Source organism: Desulfarculaceae bacterium (assembly GCA_020444545.1).
Lineage (GTDB): Bacteria > Desulfobacterota > Desulfarculia > Desulfarculales > Desulfarculaceae > Desulfoferula.
On sequence record JAHLKT010000001.1, the window covers coordinates 297,139 to 317,928 of the forward strand.

At 68.8% G+C, this 20,790-nt stretch carries 20 protein-coding genes; 7 read left to right on the top strand and 13 right to left on the bottom strand.

The features are described 5' to 3' along the window. Position 1: 1 nt before the first annotated feature. From mraY to mraZ, 7 genes are read right to left on the bottom strand one after another with little or no spacing between them, the layout of a single operon-like run. Complete coding sequence (gene mraY, locus KQH53_01400) at positions 2 to 1,084, bottom strand: phospho-N-acetylmuramoyl-pentapeptide-transferase (protein ID MCB2225302.1); 1,083 nt, start codon at positions 1,082 to 1,084, stop codon at positions 2 to 4. After that, a complete protein-coding gene (locus tag KQH53_01405; GenBank protein MCB2225303.1) occupies positions 1,084 to 2,478 on the bottom strand; it encodes a UDP-N-acetylmuramoyl-tripeptide--D-alanyl-D-alanine ligase in 1,395 nt (464 codons plus the stop codon). The genes mraY and KQH53_01405 overlap by 1 nt, the downstream gene beginning before the upstream one ends. Further along, on the bottom strand, positions 2,465 to 4,003 hold the full coding sequence (locus tag KQH53_01410; protein MCB2225304.1) for a UDP-N-acetylmuramoyl-L-alanyl-D-glutamate--2,6-diaminopimelate ligase: 1,539 nt from the start codon (positions 4,001 to 4,003) through the stop codon (positions 2,465 to 2,467). Before KQH53_01410 ends, KQH53_01405 begins: the two co-directional genes overlap by 14 nt. Next, entirely contained in the window at positions 4,003 to 5,985 is a 1,983-nt protein-coding gene (locus tag KQH53_01415) for a transpeptidase family protein (GenBank protein MCB2225305.1), read from the bottom strand. Before KQH53_01415 ends, KQH53_01410 begins: the two co-directional genes overlap by 1 nt. After that, positions 5,982 to 6,299, bottom strand: coding sequence for a hypothetical protein (locus tag KQH53_01420; protein ID MCB2225306.1), 318 nt, complete (start codon positions 6,297 to 6,299; stop codon positions 5,982 to 5,984). Before KQH53_01420 ends, KQH53_01415 begins: the two co-directional genes overlap by 4 nt. After that, positions 6,296 to 7,240 (bottom strand): 16S rRNA (cytosine(1402)-N(4))-methyltransferase RsmH, encoded by a 945-nt coding sequence (gene rsmH / locus KQH53_01425; protein MCB2225307.1) that lies wholly within the window; start codon positions 7,238 to 7,240, stop codon positions 6,296 to 6,298. The genes KQH53_01420 and rsmH overlap by 4 nt, the downstream gene beginning before the upstream one ends. 3 nt (positions 7,241 to 7,243) lie before the next feature. Next, the gene (gene mraZ, locus KQH53_01430) at positions 7,244 to 7,684 is read right to left on the bottom strand and encodes a division/cell wall cluster transcriptional repressor MraZ (protein ID MCB2225308.1); all 441 of its coding nucleotides are present in this window, start codon (positions 7,682 to 7,684) and stop codon (positions 7,244 to 7,246) included. Between the two features lie 675 nt (positions 7,685 to 8,359). On the opposite strand from mraZ, the gene KQH53_01435 reads away from it, so the two are divergent. The 3 genes from KQH53_01435 (at position 8,360) to KQH53_01445 (ending at position 9,884) form a co-directional block, all read left to right on the top strand. Then, positions 8,360 to 8,659 carry an HU family DNA-binding protein gene (locus tag KQH53_01435; protein MCB2225309.1) on the top strand — a complete coding sequence of 100 codons (300 nt, stop codon included), beginning with the start codon at positions 8,360 to 8,362 and terminating at the stop codon, positions 8,657 to 8,659. 269 nt (positions 8,660 to 8,928) lie between these two features. Next, the gene (locus KQH53_01440; protein MCB2225310.1) at positions 8,929 to 9,441 is read left to right on the top strand and encodes a type I restriction enzyme HsdR N-terminal domain-containing protein; all 513 of its coding nucleotides are present in this window, start codon (positions 8,929 to 8,931) and stop codon (positions 9,439 to 9,441) included. Then, complete coding sequence (locus KQH53_01445; protein MCB2225311.1) at positions 9,441 to 9,884, top strand: GNAT family N-acetyltransferase; 444 nt, start codon at positions 9,441 to 9,443, stop codon at positions 9,882 to 9,884. Before KQH53_01440 ends, KQH53_01445 begins: the two co-directional genes overlap by 1 nt. Here the strand turns inward: KQH53_01445 and KQH53_01450 are convergent. Beyond that, positions 9,881 to 10,579, bottom strand: coding sequence for a hypothetical protein (locus KQH53_01450; protein ID MCB2225312.1), 699 nt, complete (start codon positions 10,577 to 10,579; stop codon positions 9,881 to 9,883). The genes KQH53_01445 and KQH53_01450 overlap by 4 nt on opposite strands. A gap of 109 nt (positions 10,580 to 10,688) precedes the next feature. On the opposite strand from KQH53_01450, the gene KQH53_01455 reads away from it, so the two are divergent. From KQH53_01455 to yedF, 3 genes are read left to right on the top strand one after another with little or no spacing between them, the layout of a single operon-like run. Beyond that, entirely contained in the window at positions 10,689 to 11,615 is a 927-nt protein-coding gene (locus tag KQH53_01455; protein MCB2225313.1) for a GNAT family N-acetyltransferase, read from the top strand. Between the two features lie 9 nt (positions 11,616 to 11,624). After that, positions 11,625 to 12,587 carry an NAD-dependent epimerase/dehydratase family protein gene (locus KQH53_01460; protein MCB2225314.1) on the top strand — a complete coding sequence of 321 codons (963 nt, stop codon included), beginning with the start codon at positions 11,625 to 11,627 and terminating at the stop codon, positions 12,585 to 12,587. 30 nt (positions 12,588 to 12,617) lie between these two features. Next, positions 12,618 to 13,214 carry a sulfurtransferase-like selenium metabolism protein YedF gene (gene yedF, locus KQH53_01465; protein MCB2225315.1) on the top strand — a complete coding sequence of 199 codons (597 nt, stop codon included), beginning with the start codon at positions 12,618 to 12,620 and terminating at the stop codon, positions 13,212 to 13,214. A gap of 322 nt (positions 13,215 to 13,536) precedes the next feature. Here the strand turns inward: yedF and KQH53_01470 are convergent, their stop codons facing one another. The 5 genes from KQH53_01470 to KQH53_01490 are packed head-to-tail and all read right to left on the bottom strand — an operon-like array spanning position 13,537 to position 19,044. Then, positions 13,537 to 14,544, bottom strand: coding sequence for a methyltransferase domain-containing protein (locus KQH53_01470; GenBank protein ID MCB2225316.1), 1,008 nt, complete (start codon positions 14,542 to 14,544; stop codon positions 13,537 to 13,539). Positions 14,545 to 14,554: 10 nt separating this feature from the next. Next, entirely contained in the window at positions 14,555 to 15,850 is a 1,296-nt protein-coding gene (locus tag KQH53_01475) for a DUF401 family protein (GenBank protein ID MCB2225317.1), read from the bottom strand. Then, positions 15,847 to 17,610: a DUF115 domain-containing protein gene (locus KQH53_01480; protein MCB2225318.1), complete on the bottom strand. Its 1,764-nt coding sequence runs from the start codon at positions 17,608 to 17,610 to the stop codon at positions 15,847 to 15,849. The genes KQH53_01475 and KQH53_01480 overlap by 4 nt, the downstream gene beginning before the upstream one ends. Positions 17,611 to 17,660: 50 nt before the next feature. Beyond that, on the bottom strand, positions 17,661 to 18,389 hold the full coding sequence (locus KQH53_01485) for a hypothetical protein (protein MCB2225319.1): 729 nt from the start codon (positions 18,387 to 18,389) through the stop codon (positions 17,661 to 17,663). Between the two features lie 7 nt (positions 18,390 to 18,396). Further along, a complete protein-coding gene (locus KQH53_01490) occupies positions 18,397 to 19,044 on the bottom strand; it encodes a TIGR04211 family SH3 domain-containing protein (protein ID MCB2225320.1) in 648 nt (215 codons plus the stop codon). A 211-nt stretch (positions 19,045 to 19,255) separates the two neighbouring features. Between KQH53_01490 and KQH53_01495 the strand changes: the two genes are divergently transcribed. Next, entirely contained in the window at positions 19,256 to 20,779 is a 1,524-nt protein-coding gene (locus KQH53_01495) for a response regulator (protein ID MCB2225321.1), read from the top strand. The last annotated feature ends 11 nt before the right edge of the window (positions 20,780 to 20,790 follow it).

Sequence of the window (20,790 nt, forward strand, 5' to 3'; positions counted from 1 at the left end):
GCTACCTCAGCTTCAGGGTGCTGAAAGCCACCAGGGCCAGCAGCACGGCTATGATCCAGAAACGCACGATCACCTTGGGCTCGGCCCAGCCCTTGAGCTCGAAGTGATGGTGCAGGGGAGCCATGCGGAAGATGCGCTTGCCGTGGGTCATCTTAAAGAAGCCCACCTGGAGGATGACACTGATGGTCTCCACCACGAATATGCCGCCCACCAGCACCAGCAATATTTCGTGCTTGGTGCTCACCGCGGTAATGCCCAAGGCGCCGCCCAGGGCCAGGGACCCGGTGTCGCCCATGAAGACCTGGGCGGGGTAGGTGTTGTACCAAAGGAAGCCCATTACCGCGCCGGCCACCGCGCCGCAGAACACGGCCAGCTCGCCCGCGCCGGGCACGTAGAGGATCTGCAGATAGCTGGCCGCCTTGAAGTTGCCGGTGAGGTAGCTCAAGACCAGATAGGCCCCGGCCGCGATCAAGACCGGACCGGCGGCCAGGCCGTCCAGGCCGTCGGTGAGGTTAACCGCGTTGGCCGTGCCCACCAGGATGAACATGGCCAGGGGCACGTACCCCCAGCCCAGGTCCGGCACCACGAACTTGAAGAACGGCACGGAGAGCTTGGTGCTGTAGCCGGGGTGCAGGTACAACGCCGTGCCCGCCGCCAAGGCCACCAGAGCCAGGGCCAGGAACTTGCTCCGGGCGCTCAGGCCGCCCTCGTTGGCCTTCTTCACCTTCTTTAGATAGTCGTCCGCGAATCCGATCAGGCCGTAGCATAAGGTCACCCCCAATGCCAGCCAGAGGTAGAAGTTCCCCAGGTCGCCCCACAAGAGCACCGAGACGCCCATGGCGAACAGAATGAGCACCCCGCCCATGGTGGGAGTGCCCGCCTTGGCCTTGTGGCTTTCGGGCCCCAGCTCCCGGATGTATTGCCCCGCGTGCAGCTCTTGCAGCTTGCGGATCATCCAGGGGCCCATGACCCAGGCGATGGCCAGGGCGGTCACCGCCGCGTAGATGGTGCGGAAGGTGATGTAGCGGAATACGTTGAAGCCGCCGAAGAGGTCTGCCAGGGGGTACAGGAGGTGATACAGCATCAGGCCGCCTCCTCTCCCCGCCCGGACAAGGCCGCCACCACCCGCTCCATGGCCATGGAGCGCGAGCCCTTGACCAGCACCAGGTCGTCGTCCTTGAGCAGGCCGGCCATCGAGGCCAGCAGCTCGTCCATGGCCGCGTAGGCCAGGGCCGCGTCCTTGGCCAGGCCGCCCTCGCGGGCCCCGGCGATAACGTCTTCGGAGCGCTCGCCCACGGCCAGCACCAGGCGGCAGCCCAGCTCGGCGGCCAGGCGTCCGGTCTCGCGGTGCAGGCGGGGGGCGTACTCGCCCAGCTCCTTCATGTCGCCCAGCACCAGCACCAGGGCGCGGCCTTGGGCCAGGGCGGTGGCCGCGCTCAGGCCGCTGGCCACCGAGGCGGGGTTGGCGTTGTAGGTGTCGTCCACCACCGCCGGGCCCCCTGCCCCGCCCAGCAGATTCAGGCGGCCGGGCACCGGCGCGAAGCTTTCCAGCCCGGCCCGGACCGCCTCGGCCCCCTGCCCCAGGGCGTGGGCCGTGGCTGCCGCGGCCAGGGCGTTCATCACGTTGTGGCGGCCCGGCGCGGCTAGGCGCACCTTGACCTGCTCCCCGGCCAGGTCCAGAACGAAGCTCTGGGCATTGCCCAGGGAGGTGACGCCCCCGGCGCGCACGTCGGCGGCGCTGTCTATCCCGAAGCTCACCACCCGGCAGGGCAGGCTGGCCGCGTAGGGCGCCAGGAATGGATCGTCCAGGTTGACCACCGCCGTGGCCGCCGGGCTCAGGCCCTCGAAGAGCTCGCCCTTGGCGGCCGCGATGGCCTCCAGGGAGCCCAGCATTCCGATGTGGGCCGGGCCCACGTTGGTGATGACCCCGGCCTCGGGCGCGGCGATCTCGGCCAGGCGGGCGATCTCGCCCGGGGCGTTCATGCCCATCTCCACCACGCAGGCGGTATGGGAGGCATTGAGTTGCAGCAAGGTCAGGGGCAGTCCGATGAGATTGTTGAGGTTGCCCTTGGTGGCCAATACCTGATGGCGCTGGCCCAGGATGGCGGCCAGCATCTCCTTGGTGCTGGTCTTGCCGTTGGAGCCGGTAATGGCCGCCACCAGGGCGCTGTGCTCTTGCCGCCAGGCCGAAGCCAGGTCGCCCAAGGCGGCCAGGGTGTCCGGCACCGGGAAGAGGCAGGCGTCGCCTTCGGGCAGGGAGAAACCCCGGCGCACCACCGCGCCCGCCGCGCCGCTCTTTAGGGCGGCGGCCACGTAGTCGTGCCCGTCGAAGTTGGGGCCGCTCAGGGCCACGAAGAGCTGGCCCTGGCCCACGTTGCGCGAGTCGGTGCTCACGCCCGCGAAAGGCGCTTCCGGGCAGGCGGGCGGCAGGGGCGCGCCCACGGCCGAGGCCACGAAGGAGGCGTCAAGCACTGGCATGGCCCGCCTCCCTTCCCGCGCCCAAGGCCCGCGCGGCCTGCTCGCGGTCGTCGAAGTGCCGCCGCTCGCTGCCCACGATCTGATAGTCCTCGTGCCCCTTGCCCGCGATGAGCACCACGTCCTCCGGCCCGGCCGCGTCTATGGCCAGCTCGATGGCCTCTGCCCGGTCGGGCGAGCGCACATAGGCCGGACCCTTGGCGGCCGGGTCGCCGGTCTTTTGGGCCCCGGCCGCGATGAGGCCGGGCTCCACCATGGCCATGATGGCCAGGGGGTCCTCGGAGCGGGGGTTGTCGCTGGTGAGGACCGCCAGGTCCGCGCCCGCGCCCACGGCCTGGCCCATGAGGGGCCGCTTGCCCTGGTCGCGGTCGCCGCCCGCCCCGAACACGCAGATCAGCCGGCCGGGGGTCAGGGGCCGGAGCGCCTCCAGCACGGTGGCCAAGGCGCGGTCACTGTGGGCGTAATCCACCAGCACGGTGGGGCCGCCTTCCGGCCCGGCCACCCGCTCCAAACGGCCCGGCACCCCGGGCAGCGAGGCGATGGCCTGCTTGATCTCCCGGGGCTCGAAGTCCAGGGCCAGGCCCACCGTGGCGGCGGCCAGGGCGTTGAGCAGGTTGAAGCCGCCCACCAGGGGGGTGCTCAGCTCGAAGGCTCCGGTGGGGGTCTGCACGGTGCAGCGCCCGCCGCTCAGGTCGAACTGGGGCTCCACCCCGCGCACCCGGGCCTGGGGGCCGAAGCCGTAGCTCAGGGTGCGCAGATGATCCCCGGCCACGGCGGCGGCCAGGTTGACCCCCTTGGGGTCATCGGCGCAGATCACCGCCGCCGGGTCCTTGCCCGCCCGCCGGGACTTGGGCAGCAGGTCGTCGAACAGGCGGCGCTTGGCCAGGAAGTAGGAGTCCATGTCGCCGTGATAGTCCAGGTGGTCCCGCGACAGGTTGGTGAACACCCCCACGTCGAACAGGCTGCCCGCCACCCGATCCTGCTCCAGGGCGTGACTGGAAACCTCCATGGCCGCGCCCTTGACCCCGGCGGCGCGCATGGCGGCCAGGGTGGCCTGCAAATCCACCGACTCGGGGGTGGTCATGGCCGAGGGCCAGGCGTGGCCCGCGAAGCGCGTTTCCACGGTGCCCAGGAGCCCGGCCGGGCCGCGCAGGGCCAAGAGCGCCTCCACCAGATAGCTCACTGTGGTCTTGCCGTTGGTGCCGGTGATGCCCACCAGGCACATGCCCCGGCTGGGGGTGCGGAAAAACTCGTTGGCCAGGGCGGCCAGGGCCGGGCGCGCGGCGGGCACCACGATCTGGGGCAGCTCGGCCTCCACCGAGCGCTCCACCAAGGCGGCCACTGCGCCGCCGGCGGCGGCCATCTTCACGTAGGCGTGGCCATCGGCCTTTACCCCGGGCAGGGCCGCGAAGACGAAGCCCGGCTCCACCCGGCGCGAATCGTAGGCCAGGCCCTTGACCTCGGCATCGGGCAGCGCGCCGCGCACTTCGCTGGGCTGCAAGGCTCTGAGCAGGCGCTCCAGCTTCATCACGCGCCTCCCGTGGGCGGGGCCAGGCGCACCTTGAGCGCCTCGGCTCCCTTGAGGGAAGCGCCGGGCGGGGGGCTCTGGGAGGCCACTCGGCCCCAGCCGGAGGCCTCGACCTTTAGCCCCGCGCGGCCGGCCAGGGCCAGCACTTGCCTGAGGGTGAGCCCGCTCAAATCCGGGGCCTTGCCTTGGGCCAGGGCCTTGGCGGTCTCCGCGCCGGGCGCGGCGGGCGCGGCCGGGGCGGGGGCCTCGCGGCGCACCTGAATCAGCTCGGGCTGCTCCGGGGCGCGGTGCACCCCCAGGGTCTTGAGCGCGGCCTTGGCAATGGCCGCCCAGGCCGGACCGGCCACGGTGCCGCCGTAGTGGCGGCCCTTGGGCGTGTCGATCACCACCAGGATCACCGCCCGGGGGTCGTCGGCGGGCACAAAGCCCACGAAGCTGGACATGTACTCGCTGTGGCTGTAGCCGCCCTCGGGCTTGAGTTTCTGGGCGGTGCCGGTCTTGCCGGCCACCTTGAAGGGCGGCACCTTGATGCGCTCGCCGGTGCCGCCGGGCTCGGTGACCCCGACCATCATCCGGGTGAGCAGGCGGGCCTCGGTGGGGGCCAGGGCGCGGCCCCGCACCTGGGGCTGGGTCTCGGCCACCAGGTGCCCCGAGCCGTCCACCATGGCCTTGACCACGAAGGGGCGCATCAACACGCCGTTGTTGGCGATGGCCCCCACCGCGGCGGTGAGCTGCAAGGGCGTCACCGCCACGCCCTGGCCAAAGGCGATGTTGGCCATCTCCACCGGCTTCCAGGTGCGGGCCGGGCGCAGGATGCCCCGCGACTCGCCGGGCAGGTCCACCCCGGAGGACCGGCCGAAGCCGAAGCCCTTGAGGGTGGCGTAGAACCCCTCCGGCCCCACTGCCTCGGCCACCTTGGCCACGCCGATGTTGGAGGAGAACTTGACGATCTCGCCGAGGTTCAGCTTGCCGTGGGGGTGGGTGTCGTGGATGACCCGGCCGCCCACGCTCCAGGCCCCGTTCTCGCAGTCGAAGCGCTGGTCCAGGGTCACCTTGCCCGAGGCCAGGGCGGCGGCGGCCATGAACAGCTTGAAGGTGCTGCCCGGCTCGTAGGGGTCGGTGACCACCCGGTTGCGGTAGTTCTCGCGGGGGTAGTCCTGGTACACGTTGGGATTGAAGGTGGGCACCGAGGCCAGGGCCAAAATTTCGCCCGTGGCCGGGGCCATGACCACCGCCTGGCCGCCCGCCGCCTTCCAGCGGCTCACCGTCGCGGCCAGTATCTTCTCCACCTGGTATTGCAGCGACTTGTCGATGGTCAGGATGAGGTCCACGCCCTGGGGCGAGGCGGTCAGGGGCTGGCCCGCCAGCCAGAAGGGGCGGCCCAGAGCGTCGCGGGCCTTGGTGATGCGGCGTCCCTGGCCGGTGAGGGCCTTGTCGTACTGGCGCTCCAGGCCCTCCAGGCCCTTGGCCTCGGTTCCAGCGAAGCCGATGATATGGCTGGCCAGGCTGGTGTAGGGGTAGAAGCGGCGGGGCTCGCCCACCAGGCCCACGGACTTGTAACCCAGCGCCTTGACCGCCTCGGCTTGGGCCGGGTCCACCTGGCGCTCGATCCACACGAAGTGGCGCTTGCCCTTCAGGCGCTTGATCACCCCTTTGGGGGGCAGGCCCAAGGCCTTGGCCAGTTGGCGGCCCTCGCTGACCGGGTCTTTCACGTCCACCGGCCGGGCGTACACGCTATCGGTCTCCAGGCTCAGGGCCAGCTCCACCTGGTTGCGGTCGTAGATGATCCCCCGGTTGGGAGCCACCTCCACCTCGCGCATGATCTCCTTCTGGGCCTTGGCGCTCAGGAAGCTGCTTTGGAAAACTTGCAAATCCACCGCCCGCCCGGCCAGCACCGCGCCGGCCAGGACAAAGCAGCCGCCCACCATCCACAGACGCAGGCGCATCCAGCGGCGGGGGTCTTTTTGCTTGCGCGGGGTCATGGCAGCACCCTGGTGCGCGCGGCGGGCGCCGGCGCCAGGCCCAGGCGGGCCCCGGCCTGCTCCAGCCGCTCGGGGGAGCGCAGGTTGTTCAGCTCCACCCTGAGGCGGCGGCCGGTCTCCACCAGCTCCTCCTGGGTGGAGCGCGCCTGGCTGAGCTGGTAGCTGATGCTCATGCCGCGCACCCCGGTGTAGAGATAAAACAGGGCGCTGATGGTGACCAGCCCCAGGATGACCAGGCCCTGGCGCAGGTTGACCACCGCCGCCCGCTCTTGGCCCATGGGGCGGCGGTTGGCGGCGCGCACGCTGACGTTCATGCCGTGGCCTCCGTGCGAACCGCCGCGCGCAGACGAGCCGAGCGGGCCCGGGGGTTGGAGGCCACCTCTTCCTCGCCGGGGCGGCCCAGCTTGCCCAGGGGCTTAAAAAGAGGCTTCTTGCCGCAGAGGCACACCGCGATCTCGGGCGGACAGGTGCAGGGGTCGGCCCAGGCGCTGATGGCCCGTTTCACCCGGCGGTCCTCCAAGCTGTGGTAACTCAGCACCGCCAAGCGGCCTCCCGGGTTGAACAGGCGCGGGGCCTGGTCCAAAAATCGATCCAACATGCCCAGCTCGTCGTTGACCGCCAGGCGCAAAGCCTGGAAGACCTTGGTGGCCGGGTGGGTCTTGCGCTTCCTGCGCTCGGCCATGGGCATGGCCTCTTCAACCAGCGAAGCCAGGCGGCCGGTGGTGGCGATGGGCTCGGCGGCGCGGGCCCGCACCAAAGCGGTGGCGATGCGCCCGGCCAGGCTCTCCTCGCCCAGGCGCTTGAACAGCGAGGCCAGCTCGCCATGGTCCAGGGAGGCCAAAAGGTCCGCGGCGGTGGGGCCGTCCTGGCCCATGCGCATGTCCAGGGCCTCGTCGCGGCGGAAGGAGAAGCCGCGGCCCTGGTCGTCAAGCTGCATGGAGCTGACCCCCAAGTCCAACAGCGCGCCGTCGGCCGATCCCCGGCCCCAGCGCTGAAGCTCCTCGCCCATGTGATCGAAGGTCGCCTGCACCAAACGCACCCGGTCGCCGTATCCGGCCAGCCGCTCCCGGGCCAAGGAGAGGGCTCGGGGGTCGCGGTCCAGGCCCAGCAGAAGCCCGTCGGGGCTGCTGGCGGCCAGGACCGCCTCGGCGTGTCCGGCCGCGCCCAGCGTGCCGTCCACATAGAGGCAGCCGGGGCGGGGGTTCAGGACCCTCACCACCTCGGCCAGCATCACCGGCCGGTGGCTCTGGTCCATTGCCTAGATCCCCAGCTCGGCCATGAACGAGCTGAGGTCGCTGAAATTCTCTTGGATGCGGTCCCGTTCCTCGAACCAGCGGTCCTTGTCCCAGAGCTCGAAGGTGCTCTGCATGCCGACCAGCATTACCTGCCCCTCCAGCCCGGCGAGCTCGCGCAGGGGCTGGGGGATGAGGATACGGCCCTGCTTGTCCAGGGTGCATTCGGTGGCGCCGCTGATAAAGTAGCGGCGGAAGGCCAACACGCGGGGGTCGACCTGAGACTGCCGCCCGATCTTATCGGCGATGGCTCGCCATTCCTCCACGGGGTAGGCCACAAGGCAGCGGTGCGAGGTGGTGATGACCACCCGCTCGTCGCGCTTGGCTTTTAGCACATCGCGAAACAAGGCGGGCACAGCCACCCGTCCCTTGGCATCGAGATTGTGCACCGACCAACCCGTGAACACCTGGACTCCTTTCGGGGGGGTTCACCCACGATTCCCCACCATTACCCACTGGACACCACATTAACGAAGTGGCATGGCGCATGTCAAGAAAGAAACAAGAAAAAAACGGGTTTACCCGCTGAGATAGGCCATCTCGCCCCACCCCTTTTCAAGGCCAGGGACAGGCCCCTATTTTTATGAGCCGCTCTCATTTCGGCCTTTATTCATGCCTACCGCGGGGCGGCGCGCCCCAGGGACGGCTTCGAGGACCCTCCCGGGTCCCTTTCGCGGCCCTCCCGGTGGGTGGCGGTGGGGGAGGCGGATCGGTGGTGGGGAGTGGGGAACAGGCCCGGCCGGGGGCGGGAAACACTTGCCGGTCCAAGGCCGGCGCGTCACCGGATCGGCACCCAAAACGCGCGGCCGCCTTCCGGGAGAGCCCCTAACCATGGGCGTGAAGATAAAGCATTTTTCGCGCAATGCATATTGACTGGCGCGTTTGCGTGGTGCTATCCTGCCCCTAATTTGTTGCACGTTGGCGCGCGTGTAACCGGCGGCTAAGTCAGTTGACTCGTCCCCCACCCGCCAAATCAAAGCTGCGAGCGGTTATAGCGCCAGCTTAGAAAAGGCAAGGTTGCTTCCCCAAGGTGGGGGGGCGAAAATGCATAGGTTAGAAACTATTGAGACCGAGGAGTAGGCATGGCTAAGAAACCTGCCACTAAGGCGGACATGATCGACAAGATCGCAAAGGACGCCGGAATTTCCAAAGTCGCCGCCAAGCAAGCCCTGGAGTCCTTCGTCGACTTCGCCACGAAAGAGGTGAAGGTGGGAAGGCCCTTCCGGGTGGCCGGCCTTGGCACTTTCCAGCAGAAGAAGAGCAAGGCGCGCAAGGGCGTGAACCCCGCCACGGGTGAGCCCATCAAGATCAAGGCCAGCAAGCGCATGGTCTTCAAGCCCAGCTCGGCGGTGAAGGATCTTCTGAACCCCAAGAAGAAGTAATCCTCGCCTAGCTAGCTCTCTTCGGCTCTCCGGCCGGGACGCCCCTCGGCGCCGGGACCGGAGCAGCCAACACAATTCGCATCCCCGGGACCAGTTCGGCTGGCCACGGGGATGTTTCCTCCCGGAGCTCTCTGCCCGGCCCGACGGCGAGGGTGTGGGATCAGTGCCTCTTGACGGCCTGTTCGCCGGCGCGCGAACGGGCTATATTTATTCTTAGCGGCACCTATTTTTTGCCCCCACGCCGGGGCCACACTGCTTGGGCATCGGCCATGAGCGCACCCCTGGACCTTATAACCGGGCTCCCCCTTACATCCAGCGAAGACGAACCGGTGCGCCAGAAGGTGGAGGCCCTGCTCCTGGAGCTGGGCTACACCCGCGAGGAGATCGCGGTGGACGCCAGCCGGGGCCTGGGCCCGGACTACGATCATTTGCTGGTGGTGGCCGATTTGCTGGTGAGCCGGGAGGGCCGCGCGGCCATGGTTCTGCGCTGCGCCCGGGGCTCCATCGTCACCCGCGAAAAAGAGACCATCGCCTGCGCCCGCCTCATCGCGCCGCGCTGGGCCCCCTTGGCCGTAGCGGTCAACGGACACGATGCCGAGCTCATGGACACGGCCAGCGGCGAGGTGATGGCCACCGGCCTGGCGGCCATCCCCTCCCCCGAGTCCCTGGACCGGCTCTTGGCCAGCCGCCCGCCCACCAGCCCCAGCGCCAAGCAGGCGGCCCAGGCGGCCAGGGTCTACACGGCCTACAGCCAGTTCCACTGCGAAAACTTCTGCCGCTGATGCCCCGGATCGTAACCGCCGGGCCAGAACGCCACCCCGAGCTGCTCGCGCTCTGGGAGGCCTCGGTGCGCACCACCCACCACTTCCTGGGCGAGGAGGACATCGTCCGCCTGAAGCCCCTGATCCTGGAAAGCTACTTCAACGCGGTGGAGCTATGTTGCCTGGTGGATGAACAAGACCGGGCCCTGGGCTTTTTGGGCACCGCCCAGGGCAAGATCGAAATGCTCTTCATCGCCCCCGAGCAGCTGGGCCGGGGACTGGGCAGGCTGCTGGCGGCCCACGCCACCGAAGAGCTGGGCGCCGTCCGGGTGGACGTAAATGAGCAGAACCCCCAGGCGCTGGGCTTTTACGAGCACCTGGGTTTCCGGGTGGTGGGGCGCTCGCCCCTGGACGGCGAGGGACGGCCCTTTCCCTTGCTGCACCTGGAGCTGCGGCGGGTTTAGGCGCGGCGCAGGGTCTTTTGCCCCCAGGGGCAGGCACTGGTGCAGATGCCGCAATTGTGGCCTTGGTGAAAAGCCATGAAGTGCTCTTTCTTGTAAGCGTCGCACACCGCCGGGGCCAGGATCGCGGCCCGCTCCAGGCCGGGGGTCCAGGCCGCGCCGGCGAGAGCCCCGGCCGGGCAGACCTCCACGCAGGCGGCGCACTCGCCGCAAAAGCTCTTCTCCATGGGCGCGTCGGACTCAAGCGGCGCGTCGGTGAGCACCGTGCCCAGGCGCAGCCAGGGGCCCAGCTGGCGGGTGACGAGCTGGCAGTTCTTGCCGATCCAGCCTAGGCCCGCGCGGGTGGCCGCGGTCTTGTGGGGAAAGTCGCCCCGGATGTTCACCGGGTCCGAGCGCACCGAGGCGGGCACCAAGCGGGCGGTGTGGCCCGCCCCGCTGATGGCCGAGGCCAGCGCGGCGCTCAGGCCGTTGATGCGCCGGTTCACCTCGTCGTAAAGGTCGCAGTAGACCTGGGTGGGGCCCTGGGCGATACCGGCCATGATCTCCGGGTCCATGGCCAGGCCGAAGGACACGGCGCGGTCAAAGGCCCCCAGCTCGGGCGGCACCAGGCCTTCCAGGCCGGCCACGCCCCAAAGGGCGGCCCCGCCTTGCCTCAGGATGCTCTCCAGTTCGGCGCGCAGCTCGTGCTCCGGACTCATGGTGGCTCCTTGTGGTGTGCGCCCTTATTGTAGCAAGGCTCGCCCCGCCTTGCTTGACCGCCCTCAAGCACTGGGGTAGATTAGCCTTTTCGCAAGGAGCCGCATGGCCATGCCCATCATCGCCCTGAGCGGGGAACAAGCCGCCGCCCGGCCCGAAGGGGCCTCGCTGGCCGCCGCCGCGACCCGGGGCGGGCAGTGGCCGCCGCGCCCGGGCGACCGGGTGCTGGCCCTGGAAGAAAACGGCGCCTGGACCTGGCTGGCCGCCTGGCGCGAGCTGGCCTTTGACAGCGAGGTCTTCGGCCTGCCCCTGGGGCAAGCCGGGCTGCTGCACGCCGAGGCCTGGCCCCGGGACGAGGCCCGCGCCCAGGGCGCGCAATTGATCGGCCGCCTGCTCCGGGAGGCCCGCAATGAAGGCCTGGCCGGGCTGAGCTGCCGGGTGGGCGACGACGACTTTTTGGCCGCCCAGGCCCTGGAAACGGCCGGAGGCATCCTGGCCGACGTAAGCGTGGCCTGGGAGGCGAGCCTGGCCGGGCTGGCCGCGCCGCCCGCGTTGCCCGGCGGCTTGGTGCTGCGCCCCTGGCAGGAGGCCGACCGCGCCGGGCTGAAGGCCCTGGCGGCCTCGGCCTTTTGCGACCGGGAGGCCTATGCCGACCGCTTCGCCCTGGACCCGCGCCTGAGCCCCGGCTGCCCGGAGCTCTACGCCCGCTGGATGGCCAACAGCCTCGGCGGCGAGCAGGCAGACCAGGTGCTGGTTTTGGTTGGTGACGATCTGGCCGGTTTCATCACCCTAAAGCGCCCCGGCGACGACGGGGCCGGTTGGGTGGTGCTAAACGCCGTGGCCCCGGAAAAACGGGGCCAGGGCCTGTATAATTTGCTTTTGGCCCACGGCCTGGCCTGGCTGGCTCAAGAGGGCGCCTCGGTTGCCCGGGTGCGCACCAAGACCAGCCAGCGGGCGGTGATAAGGGCCTGGAGCCGCCTGGGGGCCCGGCCCCTGGCTGGTGATTTAACCTTCCACCTCTGGTTGGACGAGGTTTAGGAGAGAAGCATGTCGCGCGTATTGGTGACTGGCGGTGCCGGCTCCATCGGATCCTATATCTGCGAGGTCATGGTCCAGCGGGGCCACGAGGTCATCGCCCTGGACAACGGACCCTCCCGCAAGGTGGAGCACCTGTTCGACTCGGGCCGCTTCAAGTTCGTGCAGGACTCGGTGCTCTCCAAGGAGGTGGTGGACCATCTGGTGGACCGGGTGGACATCGTGGTGCACCTGGCGGCCATCGCCGACCCCAAGCGCTACGTCACCGAGCCCCTGAACGTGCTCAACGTGAACCTCAAGGGCTCGCTGGGCCTCTTGGAGGCCGCGGCGCGCGGCGGCAAGAAGTTCGTCTTCGCCTCCACCAGCGAGGTGTTGGGCCGCAACCCCAACGTGCCCTGGAACGAGGAGGCCGACCGCGTCTTGGGCCCGCCCTCCATCAACCGCTGGTGCTACTCCACGGGCAAGGCCCTGGTGGAGCACTACCTCTACGCCTACGGCCAGCAGGAGGGCCTGCCCTTCGTCATCATGCGCTTCTTCAACGTCTACGGCCCGCGCTGCGACGACCTGGGCCAGGGGCGCGTGATCCCCATCTTCCTGGAGCGCTTCCTCTCCGGCGAGCCGGTGGTCATCCACGGCGACGGCAAGCAGACCCGCTGCTTCACCTTCATCGAGGACACCGCCCAGGCCGTGGTGGAGCTTTCGCTCAACGACGCGGCGGTGGGCTCGTGCTTCAACATCGGCTCGGACGTGGAGACCAGCATCCTTGAGCTGGCCGAGGCCATGAAACGGGTAGGCGGCTTCGACAACGAGCTGGTGTTCAAACCCCACCTGGAGGTCTTCGGCCCGTCCTACGAGGACATCCCCCGGCGCATTCCGGACGTGAGCCGCATCGAGAAGGTGATCGGCTGGAAGGCCACCACTCCCCTGGACGAGGGCCTGAGCCGCACCATCGAGTTCTACCGCAAGCCCTGCTAGGGGCTTGCTCCGCACAAGCAAGGAGGCCCCATGCTCGATTGCAAGGGATTGGCTTGTCCGCAGCCAGTGATACGGACCAAGGAGCTTATCGAGAGCGAGGCTCCGGACAGCATCGAGGTGCTGGTGGACAACGAAGCGGCCAGCCAGAACGTGAGCCGCTTCATGGGCACCCAGGGCTATGAGGCCACGGTGAGCCGCCAGGGGGCCGAATGGCTGATCAGCGGCCAGCGCGACCCCGACAAGGCCGCCCAGGACATACCGCCCGAGGTGTTCACCTGCTCCCCCGAGGACGCCCGCCAGCTGGTGTTCATCCGCTCCAACACCATGGGGCGCGGCGACGACAAGCTGGGCACCGGCCTGATGAAGAACTTCATCCTCACCCTCAAGGAGATGGGCCCGGCCCTGTGGCGGATTTTGTTCGTCAACTCCGGGGTGAAGCTCTGCTGCGAAGGCTCCGAGAGCCTCGAGGCGCTCAAGGAGCTGCAAGAGTCCGGCGTGAGCATCCTGGTCTGCGGCACCTGCCTGGATTTCTTCGGCCTGCTGGAGAAGAAACAGGTGGGCGAGACCACCAACATGCTCGACATCGTGACCTCGCTCCAGGTGGCCGGCAAGGTCATCACGATCTAGGCCCGCTCCGCTCCCCTCCCCTTCTCAAGCTTCACTTTTGCTTGTCCAAGATATCGGCAAATACGATTTAAATCGTACTTGTGGATTGACTTGTCCTATCATCAAGCAGCCCGCCAAACGCGCCTCAGTGCCGGGGCATGGCTTCTCCTGGCGCACAGAGATTGCCGCGTCGCGCCCAGAGGGCGCTCCTCGCAATGACAATGACGGCTGTTGCTGAACAAAGAAAAGGCGGGAATGAACCCCGCCTTTACATTTGGCCCTTGATTTTTCCGCCTCACGACCATTCCCGGCATAGCCGCGTCTGGCTATGCCGGCCATTGCTTTAGGGCTTGATGCCTTTGACCAGCGCCGCCGGGCTCCCCTCCTTGGTGGGGCCGGCGTACTCGCAGGCAATGAGGCCCGCCTGTTCCATGAAGCCGCAGACCTCGGCCACGGTGTAGCTGCGGCCCTCGGGGGTGTTGAGGAGCATGTTCAGGCTGAACAGAGCAGGCCAGGGGTGCTTGGGGCCCTCGGGGCCCACGTAGAACTCCTGCACCCAAAGCACGCCGCCGGACTTTAGCGCCGCCGCCGCTTTGTCGATCAGCGCCTGGCAGTTGTCGTAGCCGTCGCCGTGCAGCACCTGGCTGATCCAGATCACGTCGTAGGGCCCGCCCAGGGGGTCCTGGCGGTAGTCGCCGGTGATGAAGCCCACCTCGCCGCCATGAGGGTGGCGGGAAGCCTCCTCATCGAAGGCCTGCCGGGCGCCGGGCAGGTCGAACACCGCCGCCTGGAGGCCCGGGGTCTCCTCGGCAAAGGTGTGGGCATAGACTCCCGGCCCGCCGCCGAGGTCCAGGAGGCTCTGGCCCGCTTTAAGGCCAAGGCGCTCAGCCAGGCCCGGCGCCTGTCCCCGCGCGATGTCGCGCATGGCCAGGTAGAAGTGAGTGCGGCCGGGCGACTCCTTGGAATCGGGCAGCTCCTCGCGCTCCACCGGCTTGCCGGTCCGCACGCAATCGGCCAGCTGGGCCCAGGTGGCCATCATGTCGGCCATGTGGTGGGCGTAGTTGACCAGGCTGCGGGGCCCGTCCGGGTCCAGGAAGGGAACCAGGTCCGGGTGCAGGCGAAAGGTGTCGCCCTCGGCCGAGAGCACCCCCAGGGCCGCCAGGGACCCGGCCAGGCGCTGGGTTGCGTCGGCATCCAGGCCCAGGCGGGCGGCCAGCTCCTCGGCCGTGGCCGGTCCCCGGCTCAGTTCGGGCAGCAGCCCGGTTTGCACCCCGGCGTGCAGGGCCGCGGTGGGCCAATAGCCGCTGGCCAGGCGCATGAAATCCTCGGCCTTCCATTCCCGTTTGCTCATCCGGCTCTCCTTAGCGAAGGATCAGAAACCACACCACCATGAACCCGGCGGTCACCGCAATGGGACCATACAGATAAGGGTAGCAGGCGCTGAGGGTGCATTTGAAGTAGTCGCGGGAAAGCAGGAAGCACAAGTGCAGGGGCGAGAGCATCATGCCGAAGAAGCCCGAGGCGAAGGCCAACATGCCGTGGGCCAAATAGTGGGTGCCGGTGTAGTGGCTGATCAGGGGCACCACCACCGGCAGGCTGGCGGCCACATAGCCCACCCCCACCCCAATGACCAGGCCGCTGATAAAGGGCAAAAGGGCCACCATGACCAGGGGCGGGATGCCGTAATGGTTCAGCTCGCCCTGGATGGCCCCCACCGCGCCAGAGCTTTTCATCAGGCCCTGAAAGATCATGATGCCCACCACCAGGCCCAGCAGGCTGAGCACCTCGCGGCGGGCGAACATGGCCAGCACCTTGGCGGGCGGGGTGCGGTTGGCCAGGGCGGCGGCCACCAGCGCTGCCACCAGGCCGCTGATCAGCGGGGCTCCCCCGGGCCAGGGCGGGCCGGGCGCGGGCCACAGGCTCTCCAGCCCGCTGACCAGGATCACCACCGCGATCATCACCAGGATGGGAGCCAGCTCTTTTAGGAAAGCGCCCAGGGAGCCCGCCGCGCGGTGGTCTGCCTGGGGCGGCTCGGGCAGGCGGCGCAGCAGGAGCCACACCCCGCTGGCCAGGTGCACCAGGGCGATGGGCAGCATGACCAGCATGAAGGAGATGGTGCCCACCCCCAACAGGCTGATGGCCAGGATGATGCCCGGATACATGGGCCACCAGTACTCGCCGTGGTGGCGGAACCAGTAGTTCACCGAGCTGAGCAGCGCGCCCTGTTTGCCGCCCGCGCCGTTGGCCGGGCAGGAGGCCTCCACCATGGGCGCGGAGAACAGGGCCCCGCCGGGCATGGGCAGCAGGCCGATGATGGCGGGCATCACTGCCGCCGTGGCCCGGGGCGAGCTGACCAGCTTGCCGAAGGTGGCCACGATGCGCTCCAGTTGGCCCGACTCCTTCATAAGATGGCTGAGCACCAGCATGAGGGCCACGGCCAGGGCCAGGCGCAGGCTCACCGGCGCGATGAGGGCCTTGCCCGCCGCGACGGCGGTCTGGGCCGGGCCCAGGCCCATGCCCAGGCCCAGGAGCAGGCCCCCCAGGGCCAGGCACAGCCCCAAGTGCAGTTTCAGGCGGCTTACCGTGACCACCAGGGCGAATACGGCCAGGACCTTGACCAGGGCCGGCCAAAGCAGCGGATTGAGTATTTGGATCATGCCAAGGTGGCCTGGGTGTGTCCGGCGGAATGGGCGAAGTGTTTGAGGAAGGCGGAGTCGTTGTCGCGGCGGGCCTGGGCCAGCTCGTTCATTTCGGTGGCGGTGCGCCGGAGGCCGGCGGCCAGTTCCCCGGCCCGGCCCTCCAGCTCGGCCAGGCAGAGGCGGAGTTGGTCGCAGCAGTCGTTGATCTGGATCTGATGGGCCCGGCTGCGGCAGACCAGGTGGTGCCGCCGCCTAAAGGAGCGCACCAGGCAGCCGTCCAAAAAGGCGGCCAGCATGGCGTCGGCCGCGGCCTGCTCGGCCAGGGCCAGGAACAATGCCTCCGAGGCGTAGAGCCAATCCGAGGCCCGCACCGAGCACAGCTCCTGGTAGTCGGCCAGGGGCGCGGCGGCGCGCTGCCAGAGGCGGGTGGCCGCGGTGGAGGCGCGGTTGAGGCCCAGGGCGTACTGCTCCAGGGCATCGGCCTCCAGCCAGGTTTCTTGGTGCAACAGCGGCACCTGCAAGGGCTGGCCCGGCCCGCCCAGGCCGGGCAGGACGCTCTCCAGGGAAACGTAGCGGGTGCCCGGCAGGCCCAGGCCGTGGGGGCTGGTGTTCAGGGCGTTGGCTCCGCGCCGGGCCAATACCCGGCCCAGGGCGCAGGCCCCGGCCGCCTGGTACAGGGTGGCCTGCACCGTGCCGCCGTTCATATCGGGCATGATCAGCTCGCCCCGGGGGTCCACCATGTCCGCGCCCACCAGGATGATGGGGTCGCAGCCGATGACCAGGGCCAGCTCGGCCAAACGGCCCAAGGTGTGCTGCTGGGGCGTGAGATACTCGGCCATGGGAGCCAGGGGGCCCAGGGCGGTACCCCGGGGGCCCAGGCACATGAAAACCGGGCCTGGATGGGCCCGGATCGTCGGTGCGTGGGCCACTTCCTCGGCGATGAGGGGGGTGCGCTCCAACACTGGATGGCTGAAGGCGAACAGGGGGCCCAGGGCCGGACCGGCCAGGCCCACCCCGCTGGGCTCGATGCCCATGCGGGCCACCCGGGGCAGGGCGCGGTCGGAGCAGAAGAACACCGCGCCGCCCATATTGCCCGCCAAGCGCTCCAGGGCGGGCTCCAGGGAGGGGCCGTCCAGGGCCAGCACCGCGGGCCGTCCGGGCATACAGGCGGGCAGGCCGTTGGCCGCGCCCGCGAACACGGCGTGGATCAGGTTGGCCACCAGGTTGGCTCCGGATTGCATCTCCCAGTCCAGAGCCAGGTCGCGGGCCCTGAGGGCGTGGCCCAGCACGCGGTAGAGCCGGGCCCGGGCCGCGGCGGCCTCGGGGTCGGTGTCCGAGTGCAGATGCACCATCTCCATCTGGCCGGTGAGGCTCAGCTGGGGATTGTGGCTCAGCGCCTCTTCCAGGGCGGCCTCGGAGGGGGCCAAGAGCACCAGCTCCTCCTGGCCCAGGGGCATGCCCAGGTCGTGGCGGCCCAGGGCGGCGGCCAAGACCTCGGCGCGGGGCTGCAAGCAGAAGACCTGGTGCCCGGCGGGCATGCGCTCCAGCAAGAGCGCCACCTCGTCCATCAGGCCGCCGCCCACCACCAGGGTGATGCCCCCGGCGCGGGCCTTCAGGCCGCTGAGGCCGGGGCCCTCGCTCTGCACGGACCCCACCGCCGGCGGAGCCAGGGGCCCCACCCCGCTACGCTCCAGCCAGGCGGCCACCTCGGGCGACACCATGGCCAGGACGTCCAGGTTCTTGCGGTACAGCTCTGGTGAGAAGGACTCTACCGGCACGAATCGCTTCCTCTTTTGTGTGGTTGCCAGCCGGGAAAGTTGAGGGAATTTTATCGTTGAGTCGGGGGGTTTGCAACTTTGGCCGGGATCGAAGCTGCGGCGGGCGGGGTTTCGGCCAGGTGTCCGCCCTTGAAGCGCAAGAGCACCGGGCCGGTGGGAAGCAGGTAAACGTAGTGCTGCTCGTCGGAGAGGTAGTTGACCATGAAGGAGCGCTGGGGCCGTCCCCAGGCCAGCTCCACGGTCCAGAAGTCGTCGCCTTTCTCGATGTGGCCCGCGGCCAGGCGGGCTTTGCGCGCGGGCGGCAGGTCCGCGGCCTTGAGCTTGGCCAGGCGGTCGGCGTGGCGCGCGGCCGGTCCGGGCAAGGGCACCCCGGCGGCGCGGGGCAGGCGGCCCAGGGCCTCCAGGCCCACCACCGCCTCCAGGCCGGGGGCGGGATCGGCGGGTTTTTGCAGCGCGGAGGCGGGCACCCACCAGGGGCCGGGCCGCCCCCGTGGCGCGAAGAGCCACAGGGCCTCGTGGGCGCGATATGCACGGCGCTCCAGCAGGCGGCCGGGGACGGGCCGCCCTTGCGGGCCGAAGCGGGCGATCAGAAAGTATTCGGGGGTTTGGCCCAAAAGCTCCCAGGCGCTGAAGGCGGCGGCGGTCCCGGCGGAGCCGCCGTCCAGGCCGATCAGGGGCGTGTCGCGCAGCAGGGTCAGGGAGCGGGGCTCCGGCGCCTGGGCAACGGCGGCCGTGGCCAGGGCCAACAGCAGGGCCGGGGCCAGAAGCCAGCGGAGCATCAGCTTTTTAATAGATCGAGGAATTCCAGCGCTTCTTGCGGCGGTGCAGGGCCAGGCCCATGAGCCAGCCGATGACCAGCACGCCGGCCCCGGCCAGGAACCACTTCAGGTTGGAGGAGAACTTCAGCGACTTGTTCTCCACCACCAGCTCCTTGAGCTCCTTGTCCTGCTTTTCGTAGCGGGCTTGCAGGGCCTTATGACGCTTCTTGAGGGTCATGACGTCGGCCGAATCGGCCTGGAGCTTCTCGTGGCGGGCGGTGAGCTCGGCCAGCTGGCCCTGGGCGGTGCTGAGCTCGCGGCTCAGGCGCTGGTTCTCGCTGTGCAGCTCTTCCAGGCGGCGGGCCATGTCCTTGTTGGCCGGGTCCAGCTCGGCCAGGCGCAAACGGGCGGGCCGCTCCTTGGTCAGGAAACGGGTGAGCACCCAGCCTTCCTTGCCGTCGGGCAGGCGCACCAGGGCCCAGCCGTCGCGTTCCTTGCCCAGCAGGGTGACCGCGTCGCCGGTCTCGGTCATGGCCACCACCTTGTTGCTCAGGCTGGGGCCCGAACGCACCGTGATGCGCAGCTGGTCGCTGACGTAGAGGGTGTCCTGGGCCAGGGCGGGCAAGGCGGCCAGGCAGGCCAAAAGCACCAAAAGGGCGGCAAGGCGCGGTTTCATGAGACGAAGCTCCTTTCCAGGCACTGGGACACCAAAAACTTAACAAACCCCTCCGGGGCTGTCAACGAAGCCTACCACAGTACAACTGCCGACAAAATAAGGCGAATTATTGATTTTTAAATTTTGACTGGGAATGGCTACTGTCCTAAAATGATTTAATCGGCCTGCCCAACTTCACGCCGTTTCGGTCCGCGCGGCGGGGTGGAGAGTTATGCAAAATAGCCGCGTCCTGATTGTGGACGACGAGCCGGATATCCTCCAGGCTCTGGGTGACCTATACCTTGCCCACGGAGCCGAGGTGCTTACTTCCGGCGACAGCCGTCGCGCTTTGGACATCGCACGCCGGGAACTGCCCGATCTGGTCCTTTTGGACGTGATGATGCCGGGGGTGGACGGGTATGCCATCTGCCGGGAGCTGAAGCAGAACGACGAAACCCGCCGCATCCCGGTGATCATGGTGACCGGCCTGGGCGACCTGGACCACAAGCTCCGGGGCCTGGACGTGGGGGCCGACGATTTCCTGACCAAGCCGGTGAACTCCTCCGAGCTCCTGACCCGCTCGCGGGCCCTGTTGCGGGTGAAGGAGCTGGGCGACGAGCTGGAGAGCGCCTACCGCTCCATGGCCGACATCGCCTCCTACACCAACAACCTGCTCCGGAGCTTCGACCCCAGCGGCTTCGACCCCCAGCAGAGCCTGGGCGGGCTCATGGAATTTCTCCTGGGCTCCGGGGCCAACGCCCACAGCCGCCCCCAGCGGGTGATCCTGCTCAGCAAAAACCCCGAAAGCGGCTGGGAGGCCTGGCGCTATTCCAACGGCGGCGAGAGCATCGACTGCCGCCACCTGGGCTCCCTGGTGCCCGACGAGGCGGTGGAGCCCATGTTCCAGGGTCAGGCCAGCATTTTCTGCAACCGCGACGACGAGTGCCACCAGCGGGTGGTCAACGCCTCGCTGTGGGAGCGCCTGGGCGAGCCCACCCCCAAGGACAACATGGTGGCCTACCAGTCGGGCTCGGTGGCGGTGTTGGCCATAGACAACAACAAGGAGGTGAGCGACTACGAGGCCAAGGTGCTCTCGGCCATAGTGGCCACCATCCACGTTTTCATGAAGACCATCGTCGGCCAGCTCCGCGAGGTGGAGCGGGCCTTCTTCTACACCATCGAGTCCCTGGCCCGGGCGGCCGAGAGCCACGACGAGGACACGGCCAACCACATCGTGCGGGTCAAGCGCTACGCCGAGGCCCTGGGCCGGGCCCTAGGCCGCGAGGAATCCTATGTCGTCGCCCTGGGCTACGCCGCCCAGATGCACGACGTGGGCAAGCTGCACGTGCACCCGGACATCCTGCGCAAGCCCGGCCCCCTCACCCCCGGCGAGTGGGAGGAGGTCAAGCGCCACACCCTCTTCGGGGCGCGCATCCTGGGCGAGCACCCCCGCCTGGCCATGGCCCGCGAGGTGGCCCTGAACCACCACGAGCATTGGGACGGCAGCGGCTATCCCCAGGGGCTCTCCGGCGAGGAGATCCCCCTGTCGGGGCGCATCAGCATGATGGCCGACGTGTACGACGCCCTGCGCAGCGCGCGGCATTACAAACTGCCCTACAGCCACGAGCGGGCGGTGGAGGTGATCCGCCTCGGCGATCACCGCCTGCGGCCCCAGTGGTTTGATCCCCAGGTGTTGCAAGCCTTTCTGGACATTCACGTCGAATTCGCTAAGATATACCGCGAATCCAAGGACTAGCTGCGCCCTTC

What these genes read in the sequence shown, in the direction of transcription:
- KQH53_01445 (MCB2225311.1), top strand. Translation starts at nt 9,441, where the DNA reads ATGCCCCGGATCGTAACCGCCGGGCCAGAACGCCACCCCGAGCTGCTC.
- KQH53_01410 (MCB2225304.1), bottom strand. Translation starts at nt 4,003, where the DNA reads ATGAAGCTGGAGCGCCTGCTCAGAGCCTTGCAGCCCAGCGAAGTGCGC.
- KQH53_01415 (MCB2225305.1), bottom strand. Translation starts at nt 5,985, where the DNA reads ATGACCCCGCGCAAGCAAAAAGACCCCCGCCGCTGGATGCGCCTGCGT.
- KQH53_01490 (MCB2225320.1), bottom strand. Translation starts at nt 19,044, where the DNA reads ATGAAACCGCGCCTTGCCGCCCTTTTGGTGCTTTTGGCCTGCCTGGCC.
- KQH53_01460 (MCB2225314.1), top strand. Translation starts at nt 11,625, where the DNA reads ATGTCGCGCGTATTGGTGACTGGCGGTGCCGGCTCCATCGGATCCTAT.
- mraY (MCB2225302.1), bottom strand. Translation starts at nt 1,084, where the DNA reads ATGCTGTATCACCTCCTGTACCCCCTGGCAGACCTCTTCGGCGGCTTC.
- rsmH (MCB2225307.1), bottom strand. Translation starts at nt 7,240, where the DNA reads ATGGACCAGAGCCACCGGCCGGTGATGCTGGCCGAGGTGGTGAGGGTC.
- KQH53_01420 (MCB2225306.1), bottom strand. Translation starts at nt 6,299, where the DNA reads ATGAACGTCAGCGTGCGCGCCGCCAACCGCCGCCCCATGGGCCAAGAG.
- yedF (MCB2225315.1), top strand. Translation starts at nt 12,618, where the DNA reads ATGCTCGATTGCAAGGGATTGGCTTGTCCGCAGCCAGTGATACGGACC.
- KQH53_01440 (MCB2225310.1), top strand. Translation starts at nt 8,929, where the DNA reads ATGAGCGCACCCCTGGACCTTATAACCGGGCTCCCCCTTACATCCAGC.
- KQH53_01485 (MCB2225319.1), bottom strand. Translation starts at nt 18,389, where the DNA reads ATGCTCCGCTGGCTTCTGGCCCCGGCCCTGCTGTTGGCCCTGGCCACG.
- KQH53_01450 (MCB2225312.1), bottom strand. Translation starts at nt 10,579, where the DNA reads ATGAGTCCGGAGCACGAGCTGCGCGCCGAACTGGAGAGCATCCTGAGG.
- KQH53_01470 (MCB2225316.1), bottom strand. Translation starts at nt 14,544, where the DNA reads ATGAGCAAACGGGAATGGAAGGCCGAGGATTTCATGCGCCTGGCCAGC.
- KQH53_01455 (MCB2225313.1), top strand. Translation starts at nt 10,689, where the DNA reads ATGCCCATCATCGCCCTGAGCGGGGAACAAGCCGCCGCCCGGCCCGAA.
- KQH53_01495 (MCB2225321.1), top strand. Translation starts at nt 19,256, where the DNA reads ATGCAAAATAGCCGCGTCCTGATTGTGGACGACGAGCCGGATATCCTC.
- KQH53_01475 (MCB2225317.1), bottom strand. Translation starts at nt 15,850, where the DNA reads ATGATCCAAATACTCAATCCGCTGCTTTGGCCGGCCCTGGTCAAGGTC.
- KQH53_01405 (MCB2225303.1), bottom strand. Translation starts at nt 2,478, where the DNA reads ATGCCAGTGCTTGACGCCTCCTTCGTGGCCTCGGCCGTGGGCGCGCCC.
- KQH53_01435 (MCB2225309.1), top strand. Translation starts at nt 8,360, where the DNA reads ATGGCTAAGAAACCTGCCACTAAGGCGGACATGATCGACAAGATCGCA.